The sequence below is a fragment of the Candidatus Poriferisodalis sp. genome, from assembly GCF_965215815.1.
In the GTDB taxonomy this organism is placed as follows: Bacteria; Actinomycetota; Acidimicrobiia; order Acidimicrobiales; family Poriferisodalaceae; genus Poriferisodalis.
Genome location: NZ_CBDCEO010000013.1, coordinates 877,980 through 901,803 on the forward strand (window position 1 = coordinate 877,980; position 23,824 = coordinate 901,803).

Consider the following 23,824-nt stretch of genomic DNA (forward strand, 5'->3'; position numbering starts at 1 on the left):
GAGCAATGCTGCGTGCGCGGCGAGGGAGCCGCAGCACAGCAGACGAGCGGCACAGGACGGTATCGGCATTTCTCGCTCGTGGCTATAGGGCGCACTGGCGTGCAAGTGACCGTTCTTCACAGCTGCTCAAGCCGAGCGAGCAAGGCCTCGGGTGAGTCCTTGTAACCAGCGATGTCAGCGGTAGTGAGGGCTTCGCTCCAGCCCTCGCCATCGTGGGCAACGATGCTCGGCAGCGCCGAGGCTGCTGCAAGCTGTTCGGCGGCGGCATCGTCGCGGTGGACGAGTTCGAGGTCGACCGGCGAGGCCGCGCAGGCCTGCTTCCACCGACGTGAACCCATCGGATTCCAGCCGTGCGTGATGTCACACAAGGCGCAACTGCTGCGGCCCGTGAGCTTGTCGAATGCGTAGCGGAGCTCACCGGCCAGAGATCCGTCTGCGTCATAGATGCCGACCAAGCGCACGCCGCACCATACCGGCGCGTTAGGCAGTGCTTTGGACGCTAACCCGGGGGAAGTTGCCGTGACCGCTGGCATACTCACCCGGGCCGGTGATCACGTGACTCTCACATGACGATTCAGCTTCCAGACCTTCCATACGCGCCCGATGCGCTGGCTCCGCACATCAGCGAGCGCACCATCAGCTTCCACTACGGCAAGCACCACGCCGCCTATGTGCGGGCGGTGAATGATGGGGTTGCGGGCACGCCTGACGAAGGCCGACCGCTCCCCGAACTGGTGCGTTCGCTGCCAGCGGGCAGCCTGTTCAACGCTGCCGCGCAGGCGTGGAATCACGACTTCTACTGGCAGTCGATGTCCCCGGGCGGTGGCGGTGAGCCTGATAGCGACCTAGCGGCGGCGCTGGCAGCGAGCTTCGGAAGCGTGGACGCCTTCCGGGACGAATTCGCCGCCGGGACGGTCGGGAACTTCGCTTCGGGCTGGGGCTGGCTGGTGTTCGACGGTACGAGTGCGGGGCCGAGCGCCCTGCGCATCGTCCAGTCCGACGATGCACAGACGCCTTTGACGGACGGGCTGACACCGCTGCTGGTCATCGACGTGTGGGAGCACGCCTACTACCTCGACTACCAGAACGCCCGTGCCGCCTATGTGGACGCCTTTGTCGAGCACCTGGTCAGCTGGGAGTTCGCATCGGCCAACTACGCCGCAGCCCTGCGCACCCGCGCCTAGCTCAACCGCTCCCTTCCGCCATTGGAGGAGATGAGCGCCGGTGGTCGAGGTTGAACTGACGCCGAGATTTCCTCTGGCTCGTGTCCTGCAGCGGCGCCGCAGGTCGTTAGGCTGAGCTTCGAATACTGATTGGCGATGCCCGATGTCTGTAGAAGCCGATGTCCGGTCGCTTGCCGACCTTGAACCGACCGTAGAGCAACTGCTTGAGCGCCACCTTCGGCAGACCAAGGAGTGGCATCCCCACGCGCTAGTGCCGTGGAGCCGCGGCAAAGATTTTGGGCCTGACTACGAATGGTCACCCGAAGAGGCAAATCTCACCCAAGAGGCTCGCAGCGCCCTGTTCGTGAACGTGCTCACCGAGGAGAACCTGCCCTACTACTTCCGTGACAGCGAGCGGCTGTTCGGCCGAGACGGCGCTTGGGGCGAGTGGGTGCGCCGCTGGACCGCGGAAGAGGGGCGGCATGGCCGGGTGATCTACGACTATCTGTCTGTCACCCGCGCCCTGGATCCAGTGGCATTGGAGCGGGCCCGCATGGCAATGGTGCAGTGCGGGCAGGTGCCCGAACCCCCCGGCATCCTGGAGGGCCTTGCCTACGTGACACTGCAGGAATTGGCAACCCGAATTGCGCACTTCAACACAGGGCGCCACATCGACGACCCCGCTGGCAAGGCCATCATGCGCCGGGTCGCCTTCGATGAGAATCTGCACTTCCTCTTCTATCGGGATGTGATGAGCGCCGCCGTCGAGATGGATCCCTCCAGCGCGGTGGTCGCCATCGCCAACCAGGTGAAGGGCTTTGCCATGCCCGGGATGGGAATCACCGACTTCGACAACCACGCGCGCATCATCGCCGAGGCCGGGATCTACGACCTGTCGATTCATCATGACCAGATCCTTCAGCCCGTCGTGTTGCGGGACTGGAATCTGCCGGGGTTGACGGAGCTGTCCGGCATTGCCGAGGCGGCCCGCGACCGGCTCATGAAGCTGATCGATCGGATCGGCCGGGTGGGACAGCGCCTCGGCGAGCGCTACGCCGAAGCACGGAGATCGCTGGGCCGAGACACGGCACTGCTGCAATAGCTCTCGACGCACCTGTCGCTCGGCGTTAGGCGGCCGCTGCGTTCCGCCAGGGTGCCGACGCAACAAGAGTGCGGCCGGCTTGATCGTTGGACTGGGGTGCCGAGAGATTGCACTTGTGTGTGGTCGTGCTCTCAACTAGTTTGTGCTACAAACTAGTTTGCATCGCAGCAGAGGAGAGCCCGATGATGTCAGACAACGACGACACGGCCGTGCTGAGCACCGAGGAGGGGTGGCAGACCATTCAGGCCACCATCCACGACGCCCGCGGGGCCATGTACACCGCGGGGAGCACGGCGATACTGCTGATGTGGGCCGGAATCATCTCGGCTGCGTACCTCGCCCAGTACGCCATCTCGACGTTCGCGGAGGACTTCGCGGATCGTTGGCCGTGGTTTCCGGGACCGTTGTGGATCGGCTTCTCGGCGGTGGGCATGGTCGGGAGCATGACCATCGGCTACCGCGCCGGCCGAGCCCTGTCGACGGGCGCCGCCATGCAGAACGCTGGAATCCGGGTGTTTCTCTACTGGATGGCCGTCGTGACGGCGGCGGGACTCTTGCCGGGAGCGGCAGGACTGTGGAACGAGACCCGTGCCGAAACCATCCCGTACGTCCTGGTGGGTGTCATCGCACTCGGATACGTGCTGTTCGGCATCTTGCACAGGCCTGTGATTGCGGTGTTCGGCTTGGGCTACGCCGTGTCGTTCTACGTTCCGCACTACATCTTCGATGACATCGCTCCAGCGATCTCCGGAATCGCGATGCTTGCGTTGCTTGCTGCCACGTTCGTCTGGGTTCGCAGGACCGGCGAATGGTAAACACCGGCGAAGTGCCCGATAACGGTGCATTCGTCCTCAACGAGACCATCCACCAGCCGACCCGGCTGCGCATCATGTCGTTGCTTGTCTCAGTGGACGCGACGGACCCCCTCGCGTATGGATTCGTGCAGAAGCATCTGGAATTGACGCCGGGCAACCTCACGACCCACTTGCGAAAACTCCAAGACGTGGAGTACGTGGCGATCACCAAGGAGTTCCACGGCGTCAAGCCGCGCACGTGGGTCCAAGCGACAGCGGTGGGGCGCCATGCGTTCGCTGAGTACTTGTTGAACCTCGAACGGGCGCTCGGCGTCGGTGGGCGGCCCTGAACGGACTCACCGTGCGGCCCCCCGGCAGGGTTGAGGGCTAGTGATCGCCCTTGGGGTCGAGCAGGCTCGTGAGTTGGTCGATGGTGAAGCCGTCGTTTCGGGCGGCATCGATAAGAACACGCTCGGCAGCGGCAATGCGAGCGGCGGCCTCGGGCACACCGGCAGCGGCTTCCGGTGGCACCACGACAGCGCCGTGCCGGTCGGCGTGGATGAGATCACCCGGTCGCACCGACATGCCGTGGATGGTCACGGGCACCGCGAACTCAACAACGTGAACCCACGCATGGGAGGGACCGATGGAGCCGGCGAGAGCGCCGAAGCCGGGTGCCCAGTCCCCCAGGTCTCGGATGGAGCCGTTGGTGATGACGCCGAGCGAGCCCAGACCGGCGTGGATGCTGCTGTTCACCTCGCCCCACCACGCGCCATAGCCCGGGGATGCGTCGATGTCGGAGACGACCGTGATGGTGGGCTGGGGGCCCTCGGCCATGTGGCGGTAGTAGCCGACTCGGACCGCCAGATCCTCATCGCCGGAGCGGCCCGACGGTGCGTTCGCGCGGATCGTGCCCGTCCGGGCATAGCCGACCATGGGCGGTGCATCTGGGTTCGGGCACACCAATGGCGAGGTCGTGTAGCCATAGGCACGGCGGTGCGGCGCAGCAATCTCGAGCGCGTTGCAGACCGTGGGAGTGTCAAGCGCCCGCAAGGCATCGAGAACGTCGGGGCTCAGCGGGTCGGCGGCCATGACCGGGTGCCTCGTGAACCGGGCTAGACCAGCTCGATGAGCGCCATAGGGGCGTTGTCACCGCGGCGCGGGCCCAGCTTGAGGATTCGCGTGTAGCCGCCCGGGCGCCCTTCATAGCGCGGACCGATCTCGTCGATCAGCTTCTGCGCCATCTCCTGGTCGCCGTTAAGGCTGGCGATGATCTGGCGATGCCGCGCTAAGCCGCCCCTGCGGGCCTTGGTGATGAGCTTCTCGGCAAACGGCCGCAGCGCTTTGGCCTTGGCTTGGGTGGTCTCGATGGCCTCTGCCGCGAAGAGCGACGCCGCCAGATTCGCAAGCATGGCGCGCTGGTGGCCGGCGCTGCCGCCGAGGCGTCGACCCTTCGTGGGTGCCGGCACGGTCAGCTGACCGCCGCAGGCTCGGCCTGCTCTTGGGTGACCTCAGCTGACGGGCGCATGCCCCGAAGCGCCAAGCCGCGTTCGTCGAGCTTCTCGATGACCTCGTCAAGGGACTTCTGGCCGAAGTTCGGGACGGTCATGAGCTCATCGACGGACTGATCGAGCAGCTCGCCGATCGTGTTGAACTGCGCACGCTTGAGGCAGTTACGGGCACGCTCGGACAGGCCCAAGTCCTCAATGGGTCGTTCCAGATCGCTGGCCCGACCGTCGCCGACGATCACATCGGCGATTTCGAGTCCCAAGCGCTCGGGTGACAGCTCCGCGATCATGAGCATCAACCGGCACAGGGTGTCGCCGGCCGACGCAAGCGCCTCACGAGGGCTCATCGCGCCATCGGTCTCGATGTCGAGCACGAGCCGGTCGAAATCGGTGGACTGCTCCACGCGCACCGGTTCGACTTCGACCGCCACGCGCCGCACCGGGCTGAACAGGGCGTCCATGAGGATGACGCCGATCGTGGCACCGGCACGGTCGCTCTCGGGCGCCGCGTAGCCCCATCCGCGCTCGACGGTGAGGTCCATCGCCAAGCGGGCACCTTCGCCGAGCGTCGCGATGTGCAGGTCCGGCGTCAGGCACTCGACGTCGACGCCCCAGTCGACGTGTCCTGCCAGCACAGGGCCCACGCCACGCTCGTCGAGGCGTACTGCCACAGGCTCGTCGCTGTGGCAGCGCAGAACCACGTCCTTGAGATTCAGGATCATGTCGGTGACGTCTTCAACGACGCCCTCGATGGTCGTGAACTCGTGCAGCGCTTCATCGAAACGGACCTGCGTGACGGCTGCGCCGGGAATCGACGACAACAGCGTGCGTCGCAACGAGTTGCCCAGCGTGTGCCCGAAGCCGGGCTCCAGCGGGCCGATGGCAAAACGCTGGCGATTGCCCTCGGGTTCGCCGAGAATGTCGATGGTCGGTCGGTGCATGACCAAGGTGTCGGAAATGGACACGTTGACCCCTTCGTGGGCGGTTGGTGGCTATTTGCTGTAGAGCTCGACGATGAGCTGCTCGCGCACCGGGATCTCGATCTGTTCCCGGATCGGCAGCTCGCGCACGGTGACACGCTGGTCTCCGTCGCTCGCCTCCAGCCAGACGGGCGGAGTGCGGTCCAGTACGTCGAGATTCCAGCGGACGGTGACGATCTCACGGGCCTTCGACCGCAGCTCGATCACGTCGCCCTTGCGAGCCCGGAAGCTGGGAATATTCACCCGGCGTCCGTTGACATCGATATGGCCGTGGCTGACGAATTGACGGGCCTGCGGGCGAGTCGCTGCCCAGCCGGCTCGGTACACGATGTTGTCGAGGCGCAGCTCGAGGAGGCGCAGCAGGTTCTCGCCAGTGACCCCTCGTTGGCGGGCTGCTTCTTCGTAGGCGTTACGGAACTGCCGCTCCGTCATCCCATAGGTGAAGCGGCATTTCTGCTTCTCCTGCAGCTGCATGAGGAACTCTGAGTTCTGGCTGCGGCGCCTGCCACGACCGTGCTCGCCAGGCGGATACGGCCGGCGGTCAAGCGCCTTCGTCTCGCCCGCGGTACCCCAGATATTGGTGTTGAGACGCCGCGAGACGCGCGCCTTGGGACCCGTATAGCGAGACATCTCAGACCCTCCGACGCTTCGGAGGACGGCAGCCGTTGTGAGGCACCGGCGTCATGTCGCGGATGCCCTTGATCTCTATGCCGGAATTCTGGATGGAGCGGATAGCGGTCTCGCGGCCCGAGCCGGGACCCTTCACGTGTACGTGCACCCGCCGCACCCCGTGCTCCATGGCACGCTCGGCGGCTTGCTCTGCGGCCTGCTGCGCAGCGAACGGCGTGGACTTGCGAGAGCCCTTGAAGCCGGCATTGCCTGCCGACGCCCACGACACCACGTTTCCTTGCAGGTCCGTGAAGGTGATGATCGTGTTGTTGAACGAGCTCTTGATGTGCGCCACGCCGTCGCCGACGTTCTTGCGCTCCTTGCGCCGTCCGCGCCGGGGCTGCTGATTCACTTGCGCACCTTCTTCTTGCCCGCCACCGTCTTGCGCGGACCCTTGCGAGTGCGTGCGTTCGTGTGTGTCCGCTGACCCCGCACCGGCAGTCCGCGGCGGTGTCGGACACCCTGGTAGCAGCCGATCTCGATCTTCCGCTTGACGTCCTGGGCCACGTCGCGCCGCAGGTCGCCTTCGACCGTGAGGTTGGCGTCGATGTGGTTGCGGATGCGGGCCACCTCGGCGTCGGTCAGGTCGCGCACGCGGGTGCGCTCAGCGATGTTCAAGTCTTCGCAGATCTTCTGGCTGGCCGAGCGGCCAACGCCATAGATGTAGGTGAGAGCGATCTCGACACGCTTCTCACGCGGTATGTCGACGCCAGCGATTCGGGCCATCGATACGGGACTCCTGTCTCAGCCTTGTCGCTGTTTGTGCCGCGGGTTCGGGCAGATCACCCGAATCCGCCCGTGACGGCGAATTATGCGGCACTTGTCGCAGATCTTTTTGACGCTCGGACGGACTTTCATCGGGTGACCTGCGCTTTAGGCGAGCGAGCAAGTATAGGGGCCTCGATGGCATCAACGATGCGGATAATGCGGCTTGTATAGCCGCCACGCAAGCTCACGGTGCCCCCTCAATCGCGGCCACGATGCGGCCATGGACCTGTGCGGGAGTGCCGAGGCCGTCAACCGTGACGAGCACGCCCCGGTCGGCAAACAGCTTTCGCAATGGTGACGTTTCCGCCTCGTACAGCTCCAACCGGCGGGCAATTGCCTCCGGTGTGTCGTCGGCTCGGCCCCGATCCAGCATGCGCTGGGTCACCACTTCATCAGGCACGTCGAGATCGATGGCCCGTTCGACGGAGTGCGGCGCGAGCAGCGCGAACAGACCGTCGGCCTGGGCCTCGGTGCGAGGAAAGCCGTCGAGCAAGATGCCAGCAGTGGTGTCAGGCTCGGTGAGCCGTTGGGCCACGATGCCCAGGATCAACTCGTCGCCGACGAGCTCACCCGCATCCATGAGTTCTTTCGCCTGGCGTCCCAGCTCGGTGCCAGCAGCCGCCGCAGTTCGCAGTATGTCGCCCGTTGAGATGTGCGCCACGCCGTAGCGCTCGACGAGCAGCTTGCACTGGGTGCCCTTGCCGGCGCCTTGCTTGCCCAGAATGACGAGGCGCCTGGTGATGGTGTCGGACATCAGGCCAGGAACCCTTCATAGTTGCGCATCAGCAACTGGCTGTCGACCTGCTTCATGGTCTCGAGCGCCACGCCCGAGGCGATCAGGATCGACACCCCGCCGAAGCCGATAGCTGCACCGGCCCCGCCGGAGCCCAACGCATCGAGGTCGCTTGTGAGCGACAACAGCACGCTGGGCAGCAGCGCCACCAAGGCGATGAACAGCGCACCCGGCAGTGTGATGCGGTTCAGCACCTTGGACAGGTAGCGCTCGGTCTGTGGCCCGGGCCGGATGCCGGGAATGAAGCCGCCCTGCTTGCGGATGTTGTCGGCCTGGCGCACCGGATCGAACGAGATAGCCGTATAGAAGTAGGCGAAGCCGACGATCAGCCCGCCGAAGAACAGGATGTAGGCGATATTGTCGGGCTGGGTGAGGTAGTCGTCGACCGCGACCTGCAGCCAGCCCCAATTCGCCACGTTCGACAGCAGCACTGGCAGGAACAGGATCGAGCTGGCGAAGATGACCGGGATCACGCCCGACTGGTTGACCTTCAGCGGGATGTAGGTGTTCTGCCCGCCATAGAGCCGACGTCCCACCTGCCGACGGGAGAACTGCACCGGGATGCGCCGCTGGCCCTGCTCGATGAAGATGATTGCCACCATCATTCCCGTGGCAACGATGACCGCCGCAGCGAGGTACACCGTGCCTTGCACTGCCAGCAAGCGGGCCCCGTCGAAGGGGATGGTGGACACGACCGAGGCGAAAATCAGCAGCGACATGCCGTTGCCGACGCCCCGCTGGCTGATCAGCTCGCCCATCCACATGAGCAGCGCCGTGCCTGCCGTCAGCGACAGGATCACCAACGCCACCCGGTTGAACGTGAAGTCGGGGATGACGATGACGCCCGCCGTGTTGCCGAGCGCCGTCCCCTGGCCCCGGCCGAAGATGAACGTGATGCCCGTGGCCTGCACGAAGGCGATGCCCAGCGTCAGGTAACGCGTGTACTGGGTCAGCTTCCGCTGGCCCACTGCCCCCTGCTGCTGGAGCTGCTCGAAACGCGGGATGGCCACGGTGAGGATCTGGATGATGATCGACGCCGTGATATACGGCATGATCCCCAACGCGAAGATCGCGAAGTTGGTGAGCGCACCGCCCGAGAACAGATTCAGCAGCGCCAGCACGCCGCCGGTGGAGCTGGCTTGCTCGCGCAGCGACACAATGGCATCGAAGTCGATACCCGGCACCGGCACCTGGGAGCCCAGCCTGTACGCCGCAATGATGAACAGCGTGAACATGATCTTCCCGCGCAGATCGGCGATCCGGAAGATGTTGCGCATGTGGCCGAGCACGATGAATCCCTAGCGATTGGTGTGCTGATTGCCCTGGGCGGGTGGCCGAGGGCCGCCGAAGTTGGGCGGCAGGATTTCGATGCTGCCGCCCGCGCCCTCGATGGCCTCGCGGGCCGAGCCGGACACCGCGTGGGCCTTCACCGAGACGGACCGGGTGATCTCGCCGCGGCCAAGCACCTTGACCATGGCGCCCTTGGACACCAAGCCGCGGGCCAGCAGTTCTGATGGCGTCACCTCGTCGAGGCCGCAATCTTCGAGCGTGTCGAGATTGATCGGCTGGTACTCGACGCGGAACGGGTTCTTGAAACCCTTCTGCTTGGGAATGCGGACTTGCAGCGGCAGCTGGCCGCCCTCGTACCAGATGGGCACGGTCCCGCGAGCGCGGGTTCCCTTGGTGCCGCGGCCTGCGGTCTTGCCGCCCTTGCCACTGGTGCCGCGCGCCACCCGCTTGCGCTTGCGCTTCGCTCCTGGCGGCGGGGCCAGGTCATGCAGTCTCAGCATCGCTGACCTCCCCTGCCACTTCCTGTCCTGTCAACTCTTGCCCTGCCACTTCTTGCACTGTGATCAAGTGGTTGACCTTGCGAAGCATGCCGCGAATCTCGGGCCGATCCGGAAGGGTATGGCTACGGCCAATCTTGCCCAGCCCCAGTGCCCGCAGGGCGCCGCGCGCCTTGGGCTTGGCTCCGATGCCTGACCGTACCTGGGTCACCACGATCTGTTTCGTGCTGCTGTCGCTCATGGGGGGCGGATTCATGATCGGGCTCCTCTGGAGGCCTGGCTCAGCTTGAGAGTGCGCTCGGTCTCCCGGTACGCCTCCAGCAGACCGGCGGGGATGCACTCCTCGGGCGACAGCCCGCGCAGCTTTGCCACCTCGTCGGGCCGCTTCAGCGCCGCCAAGCCCGCGATGGTGGCGCGGGCCACGTTGATGTGATTGGACGATCCAAGGGACTTGGCCAGCACATCGCTGATGCCCGCCTCCTCCAGGATTGCCCGGGCCGCGCCGCCGGCGATGACCCCTGTACCGGGTGCCGCCGGCTGCAACAGCACTTTGCCGGCGCCCATGACGCCCAGCACGGGATGAATGATGGTCGACCCGGCGAGCGGCACCTGGAAGAGGCTCTTGCGGGCCTCCTCGGTGCCCTTCTGGATGGCCAGCGGCACTTCCTTGGCCTTGCCGTAGCCCAGCCCGACCCGGCCTGCGCCGTCGCCGATCACGACGAGCGCAGAGAACGAGAAGCGGCGGCCACCCTTGACCACCTTGGCCACACGGTTGATGTCGATGACCCGCGACTCGCGTAAGCCGTCATCGCCGCTGTTGCGCGGATTTTCGAACTGACGGTCGCGCGGGCGACGGTGGCCGCTGCGCTCTCGCTCCGGTCGTGTCGCTGAGGTTGGTGCGTCTGTCACAAGTCCTCCCTCAGAACTCCAGGCCGCCCTCGCGGGCAGCATCTGCAAGGGCCGCGACGCGGCCGTGGTAACGGTTGCCGCCCCGGTCGAAGGTGACCGTGGTGGTGCCGGCCGCCCGGGCCCGCTCGGCGATGAGCCGACCGATTTCGCCGGCGGCTGCGATATTGCCGCCGCCAGCCGCCGCCAGCCCAGGCTCGCGGGTAGACGCGGCGGCCAGCGTGTTCGACGCTTCGTCGTCGATGAGTTGGGCGCTGATGTGCCGATTGGATCTGAACACGGAGAGGCGCGGACGCTCCGCAGTGCCCACCACCTTCTTGCGGACGCGGTAGCGGCGCCGATCGCGCCGAGCCGCCCTCGTGGGAACGCTCACTTGGCCGCCTTCCCTGCTTTGCGCAGCACGCGCTCGTTGACATAGCGGATGCCCTTGCCCTTGTAGGGCTCGGGCTTGCGCAGCGCGCGGATGTTGGCCGCGACCTGCCCGACGAGCTGCTTGTCGATGCCCTTCACGATGATCGATGTCTGGTTCGGAACCTCGAAGCTGATGCCGTCGGGTGCGGTCACCGGCACCGTGTGACTGAATCCCAGCAACAGCTCGAGCGACGATGGCCCCTTGGCAGCTGCCCGGTAACCCACGCCGACGATCTGCAGTTCCTTGGAAAAGCCCTGCGACACACCAAGCACCATGTTGGCGACCAGCGCCCGGCAGAGCCCATGCAGCGACCGCTGCGAGCGGCTGTCGTCGGCACGTTCGACGGTTGCTTCGCCGTTGTCGAGGCGCACCGTGATGCCCGTAGCCAGCTCCCGGCTCAGCTCGCCCCCCGGTCCGCTGACGGTCACCACTTCGCCTGGCGCCGAGCCGGCGACATCCGCGGCCGACTGAGCCGTGATCGTCACCCCGTCGGGAATCGAGATGGGCGTTTTGCCCACACGTGACATTGTCGCCTCCTACCAGACGTAACAGAGGATTTCGCCGCCCATGCGGTTGCGGCGGGCTTCGCGGTCGGTCATCAGGCCCCGGCTCGTCGACAGCACGGCAATGCCGAGACCGCCGAGCACGCGGGGAACCTTGTCGGACTTGGTGTACACCCGTAGCCCGGGCTTGGAGATCCGCTGCAGTCCCGAGATCGTGCGATCCCGGTCACCGGTGTACTTCAGGTTGATCGTGAGCTTACGGGCGCGGCTGTCGGCGGCATCTTCCACCGTGAAATCGCTTACGTAGCCCTCGCTCTTGAGGATCGCCGCGAGGCGCTCCTTCTGCTTCGAGGACGGCATGGCTACCTCGTCCTTGAACACCATGTTGGCGTTGCGGATGCGAGTGAGCATGTCCGCAATGGGGTCGGTCATCGACATGTGCGCTCCTCCCTCACCAGCTGGCCTTCGTCACGCCGGGCACCTCGCCGGCATGGACCATCCGTCGTAGGCACACTCGACACAGCCCGAACTTGCGGTATACCGACCGCGGTCGACCGCACACGCGGCAGCGCGTGTACGCGCGCACCTTGAACTTGGGAGTGCGCTGCTGCTTGTTGACGAGTGCCTTCTTGGCCATCAGTTCTGCCCCTGTCGGAATGGGAAGCCGAGTGCAACCAGCAGGGCACGTCCGCCCTCGTCGTCGACGGCCGACGTAACGAGGGTGATGTCCATGCCCCGGACTTGGTTGACGCTGTCGTAATCGATTTCTGGAAAGACCAGCTGTTCGGTGATGCCGAACGTGTAGTTGCCGTGCCCGTCGAAGCTGCGCGGCGACAGGCCGCGGAAGTCCCGGATGCGCGGGATCGCCAGCGACACGAGACGGTCATAGAACTCCCACATCCGATCCCGGCGCATCGTGACCCGGGCCCCGATCGCGTTGCCCTCGCGTAGCTTGAATCCGGCGATGGAACGCCTCGCCCGAGTGATCGCCGGCCGCTGACCGCTGATGCGGCTGAGGTCGTCGATGGCGCCTTCAAGCAGCGCCCGGTTCGTCAGCGCTGCGCCCACGCCCATGTTCACGCTGATCTTCGTCAGCTTGGGAACCTGCATGATGTTGGGAAGCCTGAGTTCGGTCTGCAACTGGACGCGCAGGGTGTCGCGGTAGAGCACCTTCATGCGGGGCTCGGGCCGCACGGGGCCACCTTCGAGGGACTGGGGATCGGATTGGACCTCGGTCACGCTCATGGCAGTTCCTCCCCGGAAACCCGGTGGTAACGCACCTTGCGCCCGCCTTCGAAGCGGAAGCCGACACGGCCCGGCTGGCCCGTGCGCGGGCACACCACTGCCACGTTCGACGCGTCGATCGGAAGCAGGTAGTCGATGATCTGGCCGTCCTGGTTCTGCTGGGAGGGTCGCTGGTGCTTGCGCCCGACGTTCACGCCTTCGACCGTGATGCGGCGTCGCTGCACATCCACTGACACGACTTCGCCTTCCCGGCTCTTGTCGGGGCCGGAAATCACGCGCACCGTGTCGCCCTTGCGGACGTGCAGGCGGGGCAGCTGGTTTCGCTGTCTCGGCATCACGTCACCCCAATCACAGAACTTCAGGGGCGAGCGACACGATGCGCATGAAGCGCTTGTCGCGCAGCTCGCGGCCGACGGGACCGAAGATACGAGTGCCGCGTGGCTGGCGGTTGTCGTCGACGAGCACCGCGGCGTTCTCGTCGAAGCGGATGTAGCTGCCGTCGGGGCGCCTGCGCTCCTTGCGAGTGCGCACGACGACGCAGCGCACCACGTCGCCCTTGCGAACCGCTGCGCCGGGAATGGCGTCCTTCACGGTGGCAATGAACACATCGCCGATCGAGGCGTAGCGCCGACCCGTGCCGCCGAGCACGCGAATGCACAGCACCTCGCGTGCGCCGGAATTGTCGGCGATCTTGAGTCTGGACTCTTGCTGGATCATGGCATTCCCTGTGCTTGTGGCGCCGCGGGCTCAGCGAGCCCGTTCGACGATCTCCACCAAGCGCCAGCGCTTGGTCTTCGAGATCGGTCGGGTTTCCATGACGCGCACCCGGTCACCCGGACGTGTGTCTCCAGCGGGGTCGTGGACGTACAGCTTCTTGGTGCGCTGGACAGTCTTGAAGTAGCGGGGGTGCCGCACGCGCTCGGTCACCGACACGACCGCCGTACTGTCCATCTTGGTCGAAGTGACAATCCCCTCACGCACCTTGCGCCGGTTGCGCTCGACAGATTCAGAGGTATCGGTACTCATGAGGGGTCTCCTGTCGAAGCTGCGTCTTGCGCCGCTGAGCCCTGCGAAGCGCCAGCCAGCACAGCGGCTGAGCCCTGCGAAGCGCCAGCCAGCACGTCGGCGGCGGCGATCTCGCGTTCGCGCAGCACGGTGTGAATGCGAGCGATGTCGCGCTTGGTCGCGGCCATCTGCGCGGAGTTGTCGAGCTGCCCGGTGGCGAACGCAAAGCGCAGGTTGAACAGTTCTTGCTTTGCGCTGTCGAGTTCGTCGAGCAGCTGATCGTCCGAGAGCGTGCGAAGCGTCGCGGCCTTTGCCATCAGATGGCCTCCTCTCGGGAGATCACCCGTGCACGCACCGGCAGCTTCTGAATGGCGCGCTCCATGGCGCCGTGAGCCAGCTCGGCGTTCACTCCGCCCAGCTCGAACATCACCCGACCGGGCTTCACCACGGCCACCCACTTCTCGGGGTTGCCCTTGCCCGAGCCCATGCGGGTCTCCGCGGGCTTCGCCGTGACGGGTTTGTCAGGGAAGATGTTGATCCAGACCTTGCCGCCGCGCTTGACATGACGAGTCATGGCGATACGGGCCGCTTCGATCTGGCGGGCAGTGATCCAGCCGGGTTCGAGTGCCTGAATGCCGAAGTCGCCGAAGTGCACGGCCGTGCCGCCCTTGGTGCGGCCCTTCATACGACCGCGATGCGCCTTGCGATACTTCACCTTGCGGGGCATCAGCATCAGTCGTCTCCCGGCCTGAAGTTGGGCGTCTGGGACTGGTCGCGCGTTGCCCGCTCGATCTGCTCTTCCTCTTCCAGCAGGCGCTCAAACTCCGGATCGGCTTCGCGCAGCAGCGGTGCGGGGGGCTCCTCCGGATGGTCTTCGGCGTCTCCCCGGCGGCCGGCCGATGACACCGCCCCTCCGGGAGGAGCACCGTCGCCTGAGGTCTGCCCTGTTGCCATGGCCGCCTCACGGTGGATGCGCTCATCAGAGGAGACCTTGTAGGGGAGGATGTCGCCCTTGTAGAGCCACACCTTCACACCGATGCGTCCCGCTGTAGTGCGCGCTTCGCGGAAGCCATAGTCGATATCGGCGCGCAGTGTGTGCAGTGGCACACGACCCTCGCGGTACCACTCGGTGCGGGCCATCTCCGAACCGCCCAGACGGCCTGAGCACTGCACCCTGATCCCGAGTGCGCCCGCCTTCTGGGCGTTCTGCACGGCACGCTTCATGGCTCGCCGGAATGCGACCCGGCCGGCCAGCTGATCGGCAATGCCCTGGGCGATGAGCGCCGCCTCAAGCTCGGGCTGCTTGATCTCCTGAATGTTCAGCTGGACCTTGGGATTGCCAGAGATCTTCCCGAGCTGGGTGCGCAGGCGATCGGCCTCGCTCCCCCGGCGACCAATGACGATGCCCGGTCGGGCTGTGTGCACGTCGACGCGTAGGCGGTCGCGGGTTCGCTCCACCTCAATGCGGCTGATCGCAGCATGCGGCAGCTCGGTCCGCAGGAAGTCGCGGATCTTCCAATCCTCGATGAGATAGTCCTGATACTCCTTGTCGGCGTACCAGCGCGACTTCCAGTCGGTGGTGATTCCCAAGCGGAAGCCGTACGGGTTGACCTTCTGACCCATGGCTAGCTGCCTTCTTTGCGGTCGGTGGCGTCGTCGGTGGCGGCTTCAGTCTGTGTCGAGGGGTCGATCTCATCGGCTGGGCTGACATCGCCCGTCGCAACAGCGGAGACTTCGTCGGTCTCGGCGGCGGCGTCCTCGGTCTCGGCGACTGCTTCGGCCGCGTCGACGATGTCTTCGAGCTCAGCGCCCTCGAGCTCAGCGTCTTGGCCCTCATCGGTATCTTCTGCAACACGGCTGGCGGCAACGCGAGCAGCGCGGGCAGCGGTGGGCGTCTGAGCACCCGAGGCCGCGAGGCGGGCCTCGCGCAACTCCAATTCCTCAGAGCTGAGCTGCGCCACGATCACCGTGATGTGACAGGTCTGCTTGTGAATACGCGTGGCGCGGCCCCTCGCCCGCGGGCGCCACCGCTTCAGCACGGGACCCTCGTCGGCCCAGCACTCGGCCACGTACAGCTCGTCGGCGTCGAGCTGCTCGTTGTTGGTGGCGTTGGCCACCGCGCTCTCGACCACCTTGGACACGACCTCGGCGGCACCGCGCTCGCAGAACCGCAGGCGGTCGCGGGCCAGTCCCAGGTCCTCGTCGCGGACCAGGTTGAGCACGACGCGAGCCTTCGATGCCGACAGCCGCGCGTACTTGTGCGTCGCCCTTGCCCCAGCGATGACGTTCAGATCGATCAAGCCGCTCATCGCCGACGACCGCCCCGCTCCTGGCCGGCGTGGAACTTGAATGTCCGCGTCGGCGCGAATTCGCCGAGCTTGTGGCCCACCATCGACTCGGTCACGTACACCGGCAGGTGCTTTCGCCCGTCGTGCACGGCGATGGTGTGGCCGATCATTTCGGGGATGATCGTGGAACGCCGGCTCCACGTCCTGATGACCTTGCGCTCGCCGCTCTCGTTGAGTGCGTCCACCTTGGAAAGCAGGTGATCGTCGACGAACGGGCCCTTCTTGAGACTGCGCGGCATCGTTCTACCTCCGGGACCCGCGCGTCCGGCGGCGGCGGACGATGAGGTCGTTGGACTTGCGGTTCTTGGGGCGGGTGCGGCCTTCGGGCTTGCCCCACGGCGACACCGGGTGGCGGCCGCCCGAGGACTTGCCCTCGCCGCCGCCGAGGGGGTGGTCGACGGGGTTCATGGCCACGCCGCGGGTCTGTGGGCGGACGCCCTTGTAGCGGTTCCGGCCCGCCTTGCCGATCTTGATGAGGTCGGCCTCGGAGTTTCCGACCGAGCCGATCGTGGCACGGCAGTCGATCGGCACACGGCGCATTTCGGTGGACGGCAGGCGCAAGGTGGCGTACACGCCTTCCTTGGCCACGAGCTGCACGCTGGAACCTGCCGAACGCGCCATGCGACCGCCCCCGCCGGGCTTGAGCTCCACGTTGTGAACGGTGGTGCCGACCGGCACGTACCGCAGCGGCATGGCGTTGCCGACGCGCACTTCTGCTTGTGGTCCGTTGGCCAGCTTGTCGCCGACTTCCAGTCCCGCTGCCGCCAGGATGTAGCGCTTTTCGCCGTCGTGGTAGTGCAGCAACGCGATGCGTGCGTTGCGGTTGGGGTCGTACTCGATGGTGGCGACCGTGGCGGGCACACCGTCCTTGTTGCGGCGGAAGTCGATCACCCGGTATCGCTGCTTGTGACCGCCGCCACGGTGGCGGGAGGTCTTGCGGCCGTAGCTGTTTCGACCGCCGGTGGAGTGCTGCTTGGCGATGAGCGAGCGTTCGGGCTTGGTTGCGGTGATGTCAGCAAAGTCCGAGACGGTCTGGAACCTCCGGCCTGGACTTGTCGGTTTGCGTACTCGAATGCCCATGACGCTGTGCCTCAGGAATTGAAGATCTGGATCGAGTCGCCCTCGACGAGGGTGACGATCGCCCGCTTGGTGTCGGGCCGCTTGCCGATTGAGCCGTTGCGCCGGTTGCGGCGGGCTTTGCCCTTGCGGTTCAGCGTGTTGACCTTGGCGACCTTGACGTCGAAGACCGTCTCGACCGCTTGGCGAATCTCCGGCTTGCTGGCCGAAGGATGGACGCGGAACACGTACACGCCCTCTTCGAGGAAGTCGTAGGACTTCTCCGAGATGACGGGGGCGATCAGAACGTCGCGGGGGTCCTTCACTGGTCTGCTTCCCCGCTCTGTGAGCCGTTGCTGGTTGGCCCACTGCTGATCGGCCCACTGCTGATCGGCGCACTGCTGATCGGCAAGGTGTCGCGGGTGAAGACCAGCCAGTCCGAGCGCAGGATGTCGTAGGCGTTCAGCTCGGCCGTGCGGACAGAACGCACTGAGGGGAGATTGCGGAAGCTGCGGTCGGCGGTCTTGTGTGCGGAGCTGTCGTCCAGAACGAGCAGAACCTGTCCGTCGAGGGACAGGTTCTCCAGCACGGCAATGGCTTCCTTCGTGCGGGGCTGGGCGAAGCACCACTCGGCGATGACCATGACGCGCTCGCTGCGAGCCCGGTCGCTCAGGGCGGACCGGAGGGCGAGCCGCACCATCTTGCGGTTCACTTTCTGGCGGTAGTCGCGCGGCTTGGGACCGTGCGCCACACCGCCGCCAGTGAACTGGGGCGCGCGGATCGAACCCGCGCGAGCCCGACCGGTGCCCTTCTGCCGCCAGGGCTTGGCACCGCCGCCGCGCACCTCGGCGCGCGTGCGGGTGCTGTGAGTGCCGCTGCGGCGAGCTGCGAGCTGTGCGGTCACGGCTTGGTGCAGGGCCGCCATGTTCGGTTCGATGCCGAATATGGCCTCGTCGAGTTCGACGGTGCCGGCAGTGCCGCCGTCGGAGGTGCGGACGTCGAGCGTAAGCGTCATCGCAGCCCCCTCAGACCTCTGCCGGCGCTGTGTTTGCCGACGCGCCCAGTGGCGCTTTGACAGCGTTGCGGACGATGACCGTGCCGCCCTTGGGTCCGGGGACCGAACCGCGCACCAACAGCAGGCCGCGCTCCGCGTCGGCCTCGACGACAGCGAGGTTGAGCGTGGTGACCTTGTCGCTGCCCATGCGGCCCGCCATGCGGGTCCCCTTGAACACACGCGAGGGCGTGGCGCAGGCACCGATGGCTCCGGGAGCGCGATGCACGCGGTGGGCGCCGTGGCTGGCTCGCTGGCCCGAGAAATTGTGCCGCTTCATGACGCCGGCAAAGCCCTTGCCCTTGGACGTAGCCGTCACATCGACGAGTTCCCCAGGACTGAAAAGGTCGGCGCCCAATTCGGCACCGACCGTCACTTCGCTCACATCGTCGAGCCGCAGCTCTACGAGGCCTACGCCGGGGTCGACCCCAGCACGCTCGTAGTGACCCACCGTGGGGCGGTTGAGCTTGCGGGCTTCGCGGTGGCCGTAGGTGACCTGCACCGCGGTGTAGCCGTCCTGCTCGGTGGTGCGGACTTGGGTGACCCGGCATGTATCCACGCGCAGCACGGTGACCGGGACGACCCGGTTCTCGTCATCCCAAAGCTGCGTCATACCGACTTTCGTCGCGACGAGCGCCTTGTTCGCCATGTCAGCGTCTCTCTCGTGCCTTCGTGGGTGCCGGTCCGCCCTGCCGGGCGGCACTCTGCTTGCCGGTCCGCCCTGCCGGGCGGCACGTAAACGCTCCGCACGGCGCTGCCGGCGGAGCGATTCTCCGGTTGTGCCGAACGGTTCCGTGTGCCCGCCACCATTTGGCTTTGGGCACCCGGCCTGGCCGGACGTCGGTTCGGCGCAGGAACTCCCACACCGCGAATGAAGCAGCCTACCGAGGGTCCCCCATCTCCCCAACCCTCAGATGTCAGCGGGATGCGGCGCCAAGGACGGGCGTGTTCACCTGCGTGCGCTACGCCAAGCCGCCGAGTGCGGCGGTGTACGTCAGGAAACGGCGGCGAGGCCGAACATGGCTGCCATCAGCAAGCCGAACATCGTCACCATGATGCCGACGAGCCAACGGAACTGGCTCTTCGACTCAGCCCGGACGCTGCTGAACTGGGCTCCGTACTCGGAGCGATCGGCGGCACGATGAGCAGCGTGCTCAGAACGGTCGGCGTCTCGTTGAGCCGCGTGCTCGGTGCGCATTGCATCGAATCGTGCGTTGAGCTCGTCCTTGGTGGCGAACCGAGACAGCTCCGCACGCAAGAACTCCTTGGTGACCACATCATCAGCGGCAATAGGAGACAGGCACGACATCAGATACTCAGCCATCTGTTCGTCGGCCTGCTCACACAGCCAACGATAGAGCCGAACACGATCCTGTTCAGACACGAGGCTCCCTCCGCAGCGATCGAAGTGACAGCGCAACGTAGACGGACCGCGTCAACGAGCAAAGCTGTTTTCTGCCCTCTGCACACGCGTCTTGCCTGTCTCGCAAAGACGAGCATCAACGGCGCCGGTCATGTGCTGGCCTGCATCCTGCAAGTTCAGAGAGAAGTTGGGCCTTCGCGCTCTTGTGGGATCTGGGCTGCGAGCCTCGGCGGGTTGGTGATCTCACGAGGCTGTCGCGGGACTCAAAGTTGGCGTAGTTGATAGCGCCGTGAGCTTGTGGTCGAGGGACTTGGAGCAGAATGTAGGCCTTCAATGCGACCGTGATCTCGTAGCGGCGCTGCGGAAGTTGCGAGCCAACGATGCCTACTGAAGCGTGCCACCGGTTTGGAGCATACGCAAGCCGCGAACTCTCGCCTGGCGCTACCGATCGATACTCTCGCCGATGTCCCGCAAGCGGGGTGAGAATTCATAAGGTGGAAGTGCGCCAGAATGCCCCCAGCACACGACGGTGGTATCCGACCGAACGGCACACGAGTCGCCGCCCTCATCGATAGCCGTGAAATCTCCCGAAGGCGATTGGATGATTCCTTCTCTGTCCCAACAGACTGGGCGTCCGTCCGTCCGCAAACCACATACTTGACCGTCGCCTACCTCGACTTGCATGAAAGTTCCCGTGGGAGGCCGGTTCTTTACGTTAGTGGGATTGGATTCGAAGTAGCCCCAGCATGCAAGCACGCCGCTGGTGCGAATCCCGCATCCAAACTTGACATGGGCGTCTACGTCGTTGAATTTTCCGGACGGAATGTCGGATGTGTCCCAATACCAATAACGGTCGTGATCAGGATGATCAACTTCAGCAGTTGGACTGCACGCAATGGTGCGGTCCTTCCTCAACCCGCAATCACCTCCAATTGTGATGAACTTCCCCAACCAACGTTCACTTATCTCCAAATCTTCCCAATCGTGGTTCCAACATACAATCTCCCCGCTCTCCTCGATCGCGCAAAGATCGTTAAGATAGCTAGATTCGCCATCGATCGCCTGATATCGGCCATCGAGGACTGTATCGTAGCCGCAATGAATGACACCATCGTTCCTTAGCCCACACCAGGACGCCAAGTCAACGAATCCTGACCCCGGGGCCGATCTCCCGAAGTAACGCCAGCCGAATTGCCTATGGTGGTTCGGAACAGCCCAGCATGCACTAGATCCATCACCGCGAAGCCCGCAATTCCCTCCAACGGACACGAAACCGCTAGCCGGATCAATCCGAGTTGCCGGACTCGCCTGATATGCATCGTTGGCACCCCAGCACTCGATCACTCCGTCAATATTCAGCGCACACACATGTGGTGAACTAGCCACTGAAACCTGAGAATACCGACCGGACGGCACCGAAGAGTCGATGACAACTGCTCGACTGTCACTTCCGACCGTGTGCCAGACCCCATTGCTGAATGCCCACGGGTGCGCCCAGCACGTAAGAGTTCCATCTGTGCGTATGCCACACGCCACATCATCAGAAATTGTGGAGATATTTTCGAATTCTCCGATCGGGCCCTGAGACTGATCGTTTCGCTCAACAAATCCGGGCCAGCAGACGACAGCGCGACCAGAACGAAGGCCACAAGCAAACCTAAACCCCGCCGAGACGGATACGAACTCGCCCGCGGGCGGAGGAAAGGCTATACCCCCACCCGGCATAGCCGAACGTTTACCCCAGCACTCGATGGTGCCAGCCGTGCGAATCGCACACGCATAGCTCACGCCGACCGACACCTCACTGAAGGTTCCACTCGGGACACCAAGGCCGCTAGGACCGTCCATTCCGTGGACGTTCACTGCATTGCATGATGAGGGGCGACAGTGATACTTGGGAGTGCGAGCATCATGCAGTTCGTCGTCGCCCCAACATGCGATTGAGCCATCGACGCGCAGCGCACAAGCGCCCAGGCCGCCTGCCGAGATAGCGGTGAATACTCCCGCAGGAGCATCGCTGACCTGTCCGTTCCTCGGAGTGAGGCCGAAATTCCCGCCGAGGTCAGAGCCCCAGCAGGCGATGGTGCCATTTGTACGCAGTGCACACGCGTGCGTTATGCCTGCGTCCAATTGTGTGAACTTGCCCTCGGGCACACTGCTGATCTGACCATGCCAGTCCGAGCCCCAGCAGTCGATGGTTCCCTCGGTACGCAAACCACACGAGAAACCCGAGCCGACGCTCACGCTGGTGAAGCCCTCGTCGAGACCGTTGGTCACGCCACCGTCATTGCCATCGCCAGAAACGAAAGCCCGGGCTTGGTTGCCGACGAGTTGGGCGGTGCTCCAGCGGTCGGTACCTGCGAGGCGTGTCATGTCGCGACCGGTGATCTTCGTGTCGGGCACGGCCGCGAGCCCGCCCAGGACATAACCGCCCGCTGCGGCTGAACTCAGACGCGACCGCTGCGCGGCTGGCATCGGCTCGTCGCGGTCGCCTGCGAGCACAATGCAGTCTGTGCCGATCACACCAGCAAGGGTCACGGCGCTGTACAGATCAGACTGCGCCGCATCGTCCGAAGCGGCGACAATCGGCACGTCGCCGGTGCAGTCGGTGGTTGGGTCCTCAGCCCCAGCCGAAGCGTCGGCTGCGCTGCTGTCATCACCGGCGAGGTTGCGCGCCTGGTTGCCCACCAGACGTGCTGTGCGCCAGCGATCCGTGCCAGCCAGTCGGGACAAGTCTCGACCGGCCACCTTCGCATCAGGCACCGCAACCGTTCCGCCGACAATGAAGCCGCCTGCCGCCGCAGCATCGAGACGTGCTCGCTGGTCTGCCGGCATGGACTCGTCGCGCGCACCGGCGAGCACGATGCAATCCGTCTCGATCACACCAGCGAGCGTCACCGCGCTGTACAGATCCGACTGCGCCGCCGCATCCGACCCAACCACGATCGGCACCTTGCCCGCACAGTCCGAAGCCGTATAGCTCACCGGCGGCAACACCGCCGCTCCGTCGGTCTGTGCTCCTGCTGGAGCCACCGGCGACAACGATCCAGCTGCTACCAGCATGGCTACCATCACTGCGAACATTGAGGATTTCCAACGTCCGAAGAAGCCGATGCGGCCCCAACCGCCAAGTCTCCGGGCGGAGAACTCACGAGTGTCGCAGTCTGCTGGCCTTTCGCTGTGTTTCGACATCACGCTTCCAGGAACTCCCCACCGGTGCAGTCCGTGTGGGTCACACCGCCAGTGCGAGCGTTGTTCGTCACTGCATCAGTGAAATTGACATCCTTCAGCTTGGCGCCAGTCAGGTTCACATTGCTGAGCTTGGCATCGTTCAGATTGACCTTCTCCAACTTGGCCTCAGTCAGCCGAGCCCCAACAAGGCTCGCGCGGTTCAACTCCACCCCGTGCAGGACTGCGTCCGACAAATCAGCGGCATCGAGTGTCGCCCTGTTCAGGTTCCCACCGCGCAGTACGAGGTAGCGCAGTTCTGCACCGCGAAGATCCACCAATCCCGGTACTACGGCCGTGTCATTTGGCACGTCGCCCAACGACTGCACCGCCGCTTGAACGTCCTCCCGCAGTCTTGTGGCCTTGTTCGACTCATCGCGAAGAGAGGGAGGATTGCGTACGAAGGCGCAGAGTAGCTGAATCACCTGATTGGCGTACCTGGTGTGAAATTCTGACTTGAGCTTCGACAGCGTGTAAACGCCGCCGAGCCGGACCGACATGTTGTCGTGCCCGAGTGCTTCGGCACCGCGGTAGTAACGGCCGTCGAGAAGACTTTGCTCCGCTGTCCTGCCCTGTAACTCCAACGACTTCGCCTGCTCCTCGGCTGCCTCGGCCTCCTTGTGCGCGGCCGATAGACGAGCCTCGACGACTCGCTCAGACGACTCGAGCTGCTTCTGCGCAACTTGAATCTGCTCGTCAGAGGTCCGCTCTGCCAAGCGAAGCTGCTCCTCAGCAAGTTTGGTCTGTCTCTTTGAAACAGTGATCTGCTGCTGCGCGGCGTCCGCCTGAGCGACGGCAGCAGCCACCTGCGCCTGCGCGGCATCTGCTTGCTGATTGAAGGCTTCAACCTGAGCCGTCGTCGCAGTCGCCTGATTGTCCGCCGAAATACTACGCCACAGCGCTAAGGCCAATGCTCCGGGACCCAAGAGCGCGAGCATGAGGTCCGACAGATCCCTGGCAAAGCCGTCTGTGAAACCCCCTCGACCTACAACCCACACCACCAAGACAACGACTGCAACAGCGCCATAGACAGTCGCAACTGTCACCGCCTTGTGACGAAAGAGCCGGCGAATCAGTCCGTCCGACCGTTGTCCGTTTGCCGATGTGTCAGCATTTCCCGAATCCGACATTCCCACCCCGTGC

General features: G+C 64.9%; 35 protein-coding genes and 2 pseudogenes. 4 read left to right on the forward strand and 33 right to left on the reverse strand.

Features of this window, described 5'->3' with window-relative positions:
- Nucleotides 1–116: 116 nt before the first annotated feature.
- Nucleotides 117–461, reverse strand: coding sequence for a hypothetical protein (locus ACOOHB_RS13800; protein ID WP_420445414.1), 345 nt, complete (start codon nt 459–461; stop codon nt 117–119).
- 105 nt (nt 462–566) lie between these two features.
- Between ACOOHB_RS13800 and ACOOHB_RS13805 the strand changes: the two genes are divergently transcribed.
- The 4 genes from ACOOHB_RS13805 to ACOOHB_RS13820 all read left to right on the forward strand — a co-directional run bounded on the left by ACOOHB_RS13805 (nt 567) and on the right by ACOOHB_RS13820 (nt 3,409).
- Entirely contained in the window at nt 567–1,184 is a 618-nt protein-coding gene (locus ACOOHB_RS13805; RefSeq protein ID WP_420445415.1) for a superoxide dismutase, read from the forward strand.
- 142 nt (nt 1,185–1,326) lie between these two features.
- Nucleotides 1,327–2,265, forward strand: coding sequence for an acyl-ACP desaturase (locus tag ACOOHB_RS13810; RefSeq protein WP_420445416.1), 939 nt, complete (start codon nt 1,327–1,329; stop codon nt 2,263–2,265).
- Between the two features lie 182 nt (nt 2,266–2,447).
- Entirely contained in the window at nt 2,448–3,080 is a 633-nt protein-coding gene (locus ACOOHB_RS13815) for a hypothetical protein (protein ID WP_420445417.1), read from the forward strand.
- Nucleotides 3,074–3,409, forward strand: coding sequence for a transcriptional regulator (locus tag ACOOHB_RS13820; protein ID WP_420445418.1), 336 nt, complete (start codon nt 3,074–3,076; stop codon nt 3,407–3,409). Before ACOOHB_RS13815 ends, ACOOHB_RS13820 begins: the two co-directional genes overlap by 7 nt.
- Nucleotides 3,410–3,446: 37 nt before the next feature.
- On the opposite strand, the gene ACOOHB_RS13825 is transcribed toward ACOOHB_RS13820, so the two are convergent.
- The 32 genes and pseudogenes from ACOOHB_RS13825 to ACOOHB_RS13980 all read right to left on the reverse strand — a co-directional run bounded on the left by ACOOHB_RS13825 (nt 3,447) and on the right by ACOOHB_RS13980 (nt 23,619).
- The gene (locus tag ACOOHB_RS13825) at nt 3,447–4,151 is read right to left on the reverse strand and encodes an RraA family protein (RefSeq protein ID WP_420445419.1); all 705 of its coding nucleotides are present in this window, start codon (nt 4,149–4,151) and stop codon (nt 3,447–3,449) included.
- 26 nt (nt 4,152–4,177) lie between these two features.
- Nucleotides 4,178–4,528: pseudogene (rplQ, locus tag ACOOHB_RS13830) on the reverse strand (50S ribosomal protein L17); the annotation flags it as partial.
- Between the two features lie 2 nt (nt 4,529–4,530).
- Nucleotides 4,531–5,532, reverse strand: coding sequence for a DNA-directed RNA polymerase subunit alpha (locus ACOOHB_RS13835; RefSeq protein WP_420445420.1), 1,002 nt, complete (start codon nt 5,530–5,532; stop codon nt 4,531–4,533).
- Between the two features lie 27 nt (nt 5,533–5,559).
- The gene (gene rpsD, locus ACOOHB_RS13840; protein ID WP_420445421.1) at nt 5,560–6,177 is read right to left on the reverse strand and encodes a 30S ribosomal protein S4; all 618 of its coding nucleotides are present in this window, start codon (nt 6,175–6,177) and stop codon (nt 5,560–5,562) included.
- A gap of 1 nt (nt 6,178) precedes the next feature.
- On the reverse strand, nt 6,179–6,568 hold the full coding sequence (rpsK, locus tag ACOOHB_RS13845; RefSeq protein ID WP_420445422.1) for a 30S ribosomal protein S11: 390 nt from the start codon (nt 6,566–6,568) through the stop codon (nt 6,179–6,181).
- Nucleotides 6,565–6,942: a 30S ribosomal protein S13 gene (gene rpsM / locus ACOOHB_RS13850; RefSeq protein WP_420445423.1), complete on the reverse strand. Its 378-nt coding sequence runs from the start codon at nt 6,940–6,942 to the stop codon at nt 6,565–6,567. The genes rpsK and rpsM overlap by 4 nt, the downstream gene beginning before the upstream one ends.
- 18 nt (nt 6,943–6,960) lie before the next feature.
- The gene (gene rpmJ, locus ACOOHB_RS13855; RefSeq protein ID WP_419554728.1) at nt 6,961–7,074 is read right to left on the reverse strand and encodes a 50S ribosomal protein L36; all 114 of its coding nucleotides are present in this window, start codon (nt 7,072–7,074) and stop codon (nt 6,961–6,963) included.
- Nucleotides 7,075–7,168: 94 nt separating this feature from the next.
- Nucleotides 7,169–7,738: an adenylate kinase gene (locus tag ACOOHB_RS13860; protein WP_420445424.1), complete on the reverse strand. Its 570-nt coding sequence runs from the start codon at nt 7,736–7,738 to the stop codon at nt 7,169–7,171.
- Nucleotides 7,738–9,066: a preprotein translocase subunit SecY gene (secY, locus tag ACOOHB_RS13865; RefSeq protein WP_420445425.1), complete on the reverse strand. Its 1,329-nt coding sequence runs from the start codon at nt 9,064–9,066 to the stop codon at nt 7,738–7,740. The genes ACOOHB_RS13860 and secY overlap by 1 nt, the downstream gene beginning before the upstream one ends.
- Before the next feature lie 9 nt (nt 9,067–9,075).
- Nucleotides 9,076–9,567 (reverse strand): 50S ribosomal protein L15, encoded by a 492-nt coding sequence (rplO, locus tag ACOOHB_RS13870; RefSeq protein ID WP_420445426.1) that lies wholly within the window; start codon nt 9,565–9,567, stop codon nt 9,076–9,078.
- The gene (gene rpmD, locus ACOOHB_RS13875) at nt 9,551–9,820 is read right to left on the reverse strand and encodes a 50S ribosomal protein L30 (protein ID WP_420445427.1); all 270 of its coding nucleotides are present in this window, start codon (nt 9,818–9,820) and stop codon (nt 9,551–9,553) included. Before rpmD ends, rplO begins: the two co-directional genes overlap by 17 nt.
- Nucleotides 9,817–10,515, reverse strand: a complete 699-nt coding sequence (gene rpsE, locus ACOOHB_RS13880) for a 30S ribosomal protein S5 (RefSeq protein WP_420445428.1) — start codon at nt 10,513–10,515, stop codon at nt 9,817–9,819. The genes rpmD and rpsE overlap by 4 nt, the downstream gene beginning before the upstream one ends.
- Entirely contained in the window at nt 10,484–10,843 is a 360-nt protein-coding gene (gene rplR, locus ACOOHB_RS13885; RefSeq protein WP_420445429.1) for a 50S ribosomal protein L18, read from the reverse strand. The genes rpsE and rplR overlap by 32 nt, the downstream gene beginning before the upstream one ends.
- Nucleotides 10,840–11,409, reverse strand: a complete 570-nt coding sequence (gene rplF, locus ACOOHB_RS13890; RefSeq protein WP_420445430.1) for a 50S ribosomal protein L6 — start codon at nt 11,407–11,409, stop codon at nt 10,840–10,842. The genes rplR and rplF overlap by 4 nt, the downstream gene beginning before the upstream one ends.
- A gap of 9 nt (nt 11,410–11,418) precedes the next feature.
- Entirely contained in the window at nt 11,419–11,823 is a 405-nt protein-coding gene (rpsH, locus tag ACOOHB_RS13895) for a 30S ribosomal protein S8 (RefSeq protein WP_420445431.1), read from the reverse strand.
- A gap of 13 nt (nt 11,824–11,836) precedes the next feature.
- A complete protein-coding gene (locus ACOOHB_RS13900) occupies nt 11,837–12,022 on the reverse strand; it encodes a type Z 30S ribosomal protein S14 (protein ID WP_420445432.1) in 186 nt (61 codons plus the stop codon).
- Nucleotides 12,022–12,561 (reverse strand): 50S ribosomal protein L5, encoded by a 540-nt coding sequence (rplE, locus tag ACOOHB_RS13905; RefSeq protein ID WP_420446910.1) that lies wholly within the window; start codon nt 12,559–12,561, stop codon nt 12,022–12,024. The genes ACOOHB_RS13900 and rplE overlap by 1 nt, the downstream gene beginning before the upstream one ends.
- A 65-nt stretch (nt 12,562–12,626) precedes the next feature.
- Entirely contained in the window at nt 12,627–12,965 is a 339-nt protein-coding gene (rplX, locus tag ACOOHB_RS13910; protein ID WP_420445433.1) for a 50S ribosomal protein L24, read from the reverse strand.
- Between the two features lie 13 nt (nt 12,966–12,978).
- Nucleotides 12,979–13,347 carry a 50S ribosomal protein L14 gene (gene rplN, locus ACOOHB_RS13915; RefSeq protein WP_420445434.1) on the reverse strand — a complete coding sequence of 123 codons (369 nt, stop codon included), beginning with the start codon at nt 13,345–13,347 and terminating at the stop codon, nt 12,979–12,981.
- Between the two features lie 30 nt (nt 13,348–13,377).
- A complete protein-coding gene (gene rpsQ / locus ACOOHB_RS13920) occupies nt 13,378–13,656 on the reverse strand; it encodes a 30S ribosomal protein S17 (protein WP_420445435.1) in 279 nt (92 codons plus the stop codon).
- 65 nt (nt 13,657–13,721) lie between these two features.
- A pseudogene (rpmC, locus tag ACOOHB_RS13925) lies at nt 13,722–13,952 on the reverse strand (50S ribosomal protein L29); the annotation flags it as partial.
- Nucleotides 13,952–14,368: a 50S ribosomal protein L16 gene (rplP, locus tag ACOOHB_RS13930; protein WP_420445436.1), complete on the reverse strand. Its 417-nt coding sequence runs from the start codon at nt 14,366–14,368 to the stop codon at nt 13,952–13,954. The pseudogene rpmC and the gene rplP, both read right to left, overlap by 1 nt.
- A complete protein-coding gene (gene rpsC / locus ACOOHB_RS13935) occupies nt 14,368–15,258 on the reverse strand; it encodes a 30S ribosomal protein S3 (RefSeq protein ID WP_420445437.1) in 891 nt (296 codons plus the stop codon). The genes rplP and rpsC overlap by 1 nt, the downstream gene beginning before the upstream one ends.
- A 2-nt stretch (nt 15,259–15,260) precedes the next feature.
- Complete coding sequence (rplV, locus tag ACOOHB_RS13940) at nt 15,261–15,944, reverse strand: 50S ribosomal protein L22 (RefSeq protein ID WP_420445438.1); 684 nt, start codon at nt 15,942–15,944, stop codon at nt 15,261–15,263.
- Nucleotides 15,941–16,222: a 30S ribosomal protein S19 gene (gene rpsS / locus ACOOHB_RS13945; RefSeq protein ID WP_420445439.1), complete on the reverse strand. Its 282-nt coding sequence runs from the start codon at nt 16,220–16,222 to the stop codon at nt 15,941–15,943. The genes rplV and rpsS overlap by 4 nt, the downstream gene beginning before the upstream one ends.
- A gap of 4 nt (nt 16,223–16,226) precedes the next feature.
- Nucleotides 16,227–17,063: a 50S ribosomal protein L2 gene (gene rplB / locus ACOOHB_RS13950; protein ID WP_420445440.1), complete on the reverse strand. Its 837-nt coding sequence runs from the start codon at nt 17,061–17,063 to the stop codon at nt 16,227–16,229.
- 11 nt (nt 17,064–17,074) lie between these two features.
- Nucleotides 17,075–17,365 (reverse strand): 50S ribosomal protein L23, encoded by a 291-nt coding sequence (gene rplW / locus ACOOHB_RS13955; RefSeq protein ID WP_420445441.1) that lies wholly within the window; start codon nt 17,363–17,365, stop codon nt 17,075–17,077.
- Entirely contained in the window at nt 17,362–18,054 is a 693-nt protein-coding gene (rplD, locus tag ACOOHB_RS13960; RefSeq protein ID WP_420445442.1) for a 50S ribosomal protein L4, read from the reverse strand. Before rplD ends, rplW begins: the two co-directional genes overlap by 4 nt.
- Nucleotides 18,055–18,064: 10 nt before the next feature.
- On the reverse strand, nt 18,065–18,739 hold the full coding sequence (gene rplC, locus ACOOHB_RS13965) for a 50S ribosomal protein L3 (protein WP_420445443.1): 675 nt from the start codon (nt 18,737–18,739) through the stop codon (nt 18,065–18,067).
- Nucleotides 18,740–19,084: 345 nt separating this feature from the next.
- Nucleotides 19,085–19,474 (reverse strand): hypothetical protein, encoded by a 390-nt coding sequence (locus ACOOHB_RS13970; protein ID WP_420445444.1) that lies wholly within the window; start codon nt 19,472–19,474, stop codon nt 19,085–19,087.
- Between the two features lie 420 nt (nt 19,475–19,894).
- Nucleotides 19,895–22,525, reverse strand: a complete 2,631-nt coding sequence (locus ACOOHB_RS13975) for a hypothetical protein (RefSeq protein WP_420445445.1) — start codon at nt 22,523–22,525, stop codon at nt 19,895–19,897.
- Nucleotides 22,526–22,644: 119 nt separating this feature from the next.
- Entirely contained in the window at nt 22,645–23,619 is a 975-nt protein-coding gene (locus ACOOHB_RS13980; RefSeq protein WP_420445446.1) for a pentapeptide repeat-containing protein, read from the reverse strand.
- Nucleotides 23,620–23,824: the final 205 nt, after the last annotated feature.

Bases quoted from the DNA above. Each gene is read 5' to 3' on its own strand.
- ACOOHB_RS13805 (WP_420445415.1), top strand. From the start codon at position 567: ATGACGATTCAGCTTCCAGACCTTCCATACGCGCCCGATGCGCTGGCT.
- ACOOHB_RS13810 (WP_420445416.1), top strand. From the start codon at position 1,327: ATGTCTGTAGAAGCCGATGTCCGGTCGCTTGCCGACCTTGAACCGACC.
- ACOOHB_RS13815 (WP_420445417.1), top strand. From the start codon at position 2,448: ATGATGTCAGACAACGACGACACGGCCGTGCTGAGCACCGAGGAGGGG.
- ACOOHB_RS13820 (WP_420445418.1), top strand. From the start codon at position 3,074: ATGGTAAACACCGGCGAAGTGCCCGATAACGGTGCATTCGTCCTCAAC.
- ACOOHB_RS13825 (WP_420445419.1), bottom strand. From the start codon at position 4,151: ATGGCCGCCGACCCGCTGAGCCCCGACGTTCTCGATGCCTTGCGGGCG.
- rpsD (WP_420445421.1), bottom strand. From the start codon at position 6,177: ATGTCTCGCTATACGGGTCCCAAGGCGCGCGTCTCGCGGCGTCTCAAC.
- rpsM (WP_420445423.1), bottom strand. From the start codon at position 6,942: ATGGCCCGAATCGCTGGCGTCGACATACCGCGTGAGAAGCGTGTCGAG.
- rpmJ (WP_419554728.1), bottom strand. From the start codon at position 7,074: ATGAAAGTCCGTCCGAGCGTCAAAAAGATCTGCGACAAGTGCCGCATA.
- ACOOHB_RS13860 (WP_420445424.1), bottom strand. From the start codon at position 7,738: ATGTCCGACACCATCACCAGGCGCCTCGTCATTCTGGGCAAGCAAGGC.
- rplO (WP_420445426.1), bottom strand. From the start codon at position 9,567: ATGCTGAGACTGCATGACCTGGCCCCGCCGCCAGGAGCGAAGCGCAAG.
- rpmD (WP_420445427.1), bottom strand. From the start codon at position 9,820: ATGAATCCGCCCCCCATGAGCGACAGCAGCACGAAACAGATCGTGGTG.
- rpsE (WP_420445428.1), bottom strand. From the start codon at position 10,515: ATGCTGCCCGCGAGGGCGGCCTGGAGTTCTGAGGGAGGACTTGTGACA.
- rplF (WP_420445430.1), bottom strand. From the start codon at position 11,409: ATGTCACGTGTGGGCAAAACGCCCATCTCGATTCCCGACGGGGTGACG.
- rpsH (WP_420445431.1), bottom strand. From the start codon at position 11,823: ATGTCGATGACCGACCCCATTGCGGACATGCTCACTCGCATCCGCAAC.
- ACOOHB_RS13900 (WP_420445432.1), bottom strand. From the start codon at position 12,022: ATGGCCAAGAAGGCACTCGTCAACAAGCAGCAGCGCACTCCCAAGTTC.
- rplE (WP_420446910.1), bottom strand. From the start codon at position 12,561: ATGAAGGTGCTCTACCGCGACACCCTGCGCGTCCAGTTGCAGACCGAA.
- rplX (WP_420445433.1), bottom strand. From the start codon at position 12,965: ATGCCGAGACAGCGAAACCAGCTGCCCCGCCTGCACGTCCGCAAGGGC.
- rplN (WP_420445434.1), bottom strand. From the start codon at position 13,347: ATGATCCAGCAAGAGTCCAGACTCAAGATCGCCGACAATTCCGGCGCA.
- rpsQ (WP_420445435.1), bottom strand. From the start codon at position 13,656: ATGAGTACCGATACCTCTGAATCTGTCGAGCGCAACCGGCGCAAGGTG.
- rplP (WP_420445436.1), bottom strand. From the start codon at position 14,368: ATGCTGATGCCCCGCAAGGTGAAGTATCGCAAGGCGCATCGCGGTCGT.
- rpsC (WP_420445437.1), bottom strand. From the start codon at position 15,258: ATGGGTCAGAAGGTCAACCCGTACGGCTTCCGCTTGGGAATCACCACC.
- rplV (WP_420445438.1), bottom strand. From the start codon at position 15,944: ATGAGCGGCTTGATCGATCTGAACGTCATCGCTGGGGCAAGGGCGACG.
- rpsS (WP_420445439.1), bottom strand. From the start codon at position 16,222: ATGCCGCGCAGTCTCAAGAAGGGCCCGTTCGTCGACGATCACCTGCTT.
- rplB (WP_420445440.1), bottom strand. From the start codon at position 17,063: ATGGGCATTCGAGTACGCAAACCGACAAGTCCAGGCCGGAGGTTCCAG.
- rplD (WP_420445442.1), bottom strand. From the start codon at position 18,054: ATGACGCTTACGCTCGACGTCCGCACCTCCGACGGCGGCACTGCCGGC.
- rplC (WP_420445443.1), bottom strand. From the start codon at position 18,739: ATGGCGAACAAGGCGCTCGTCGCGACGAAAGTCGGTATGACGCAGCTT.
- ACOOHB_RS13975 (WP_420445445.1), bottom strand. From the start codon at position 22,525: ATGGTAGCCATGCTGGTAGCAGCTGGATCGTTGTCGCCGGTGGCTCCA.
- ACOOHB_RS13980 (WP_420445446.1), bottom strand. From the start codon at position 23,619: ATGCTCGCGCTCTTGGGTCCCGGAGCATTGGCCTTAGCGCTGTGGCGT.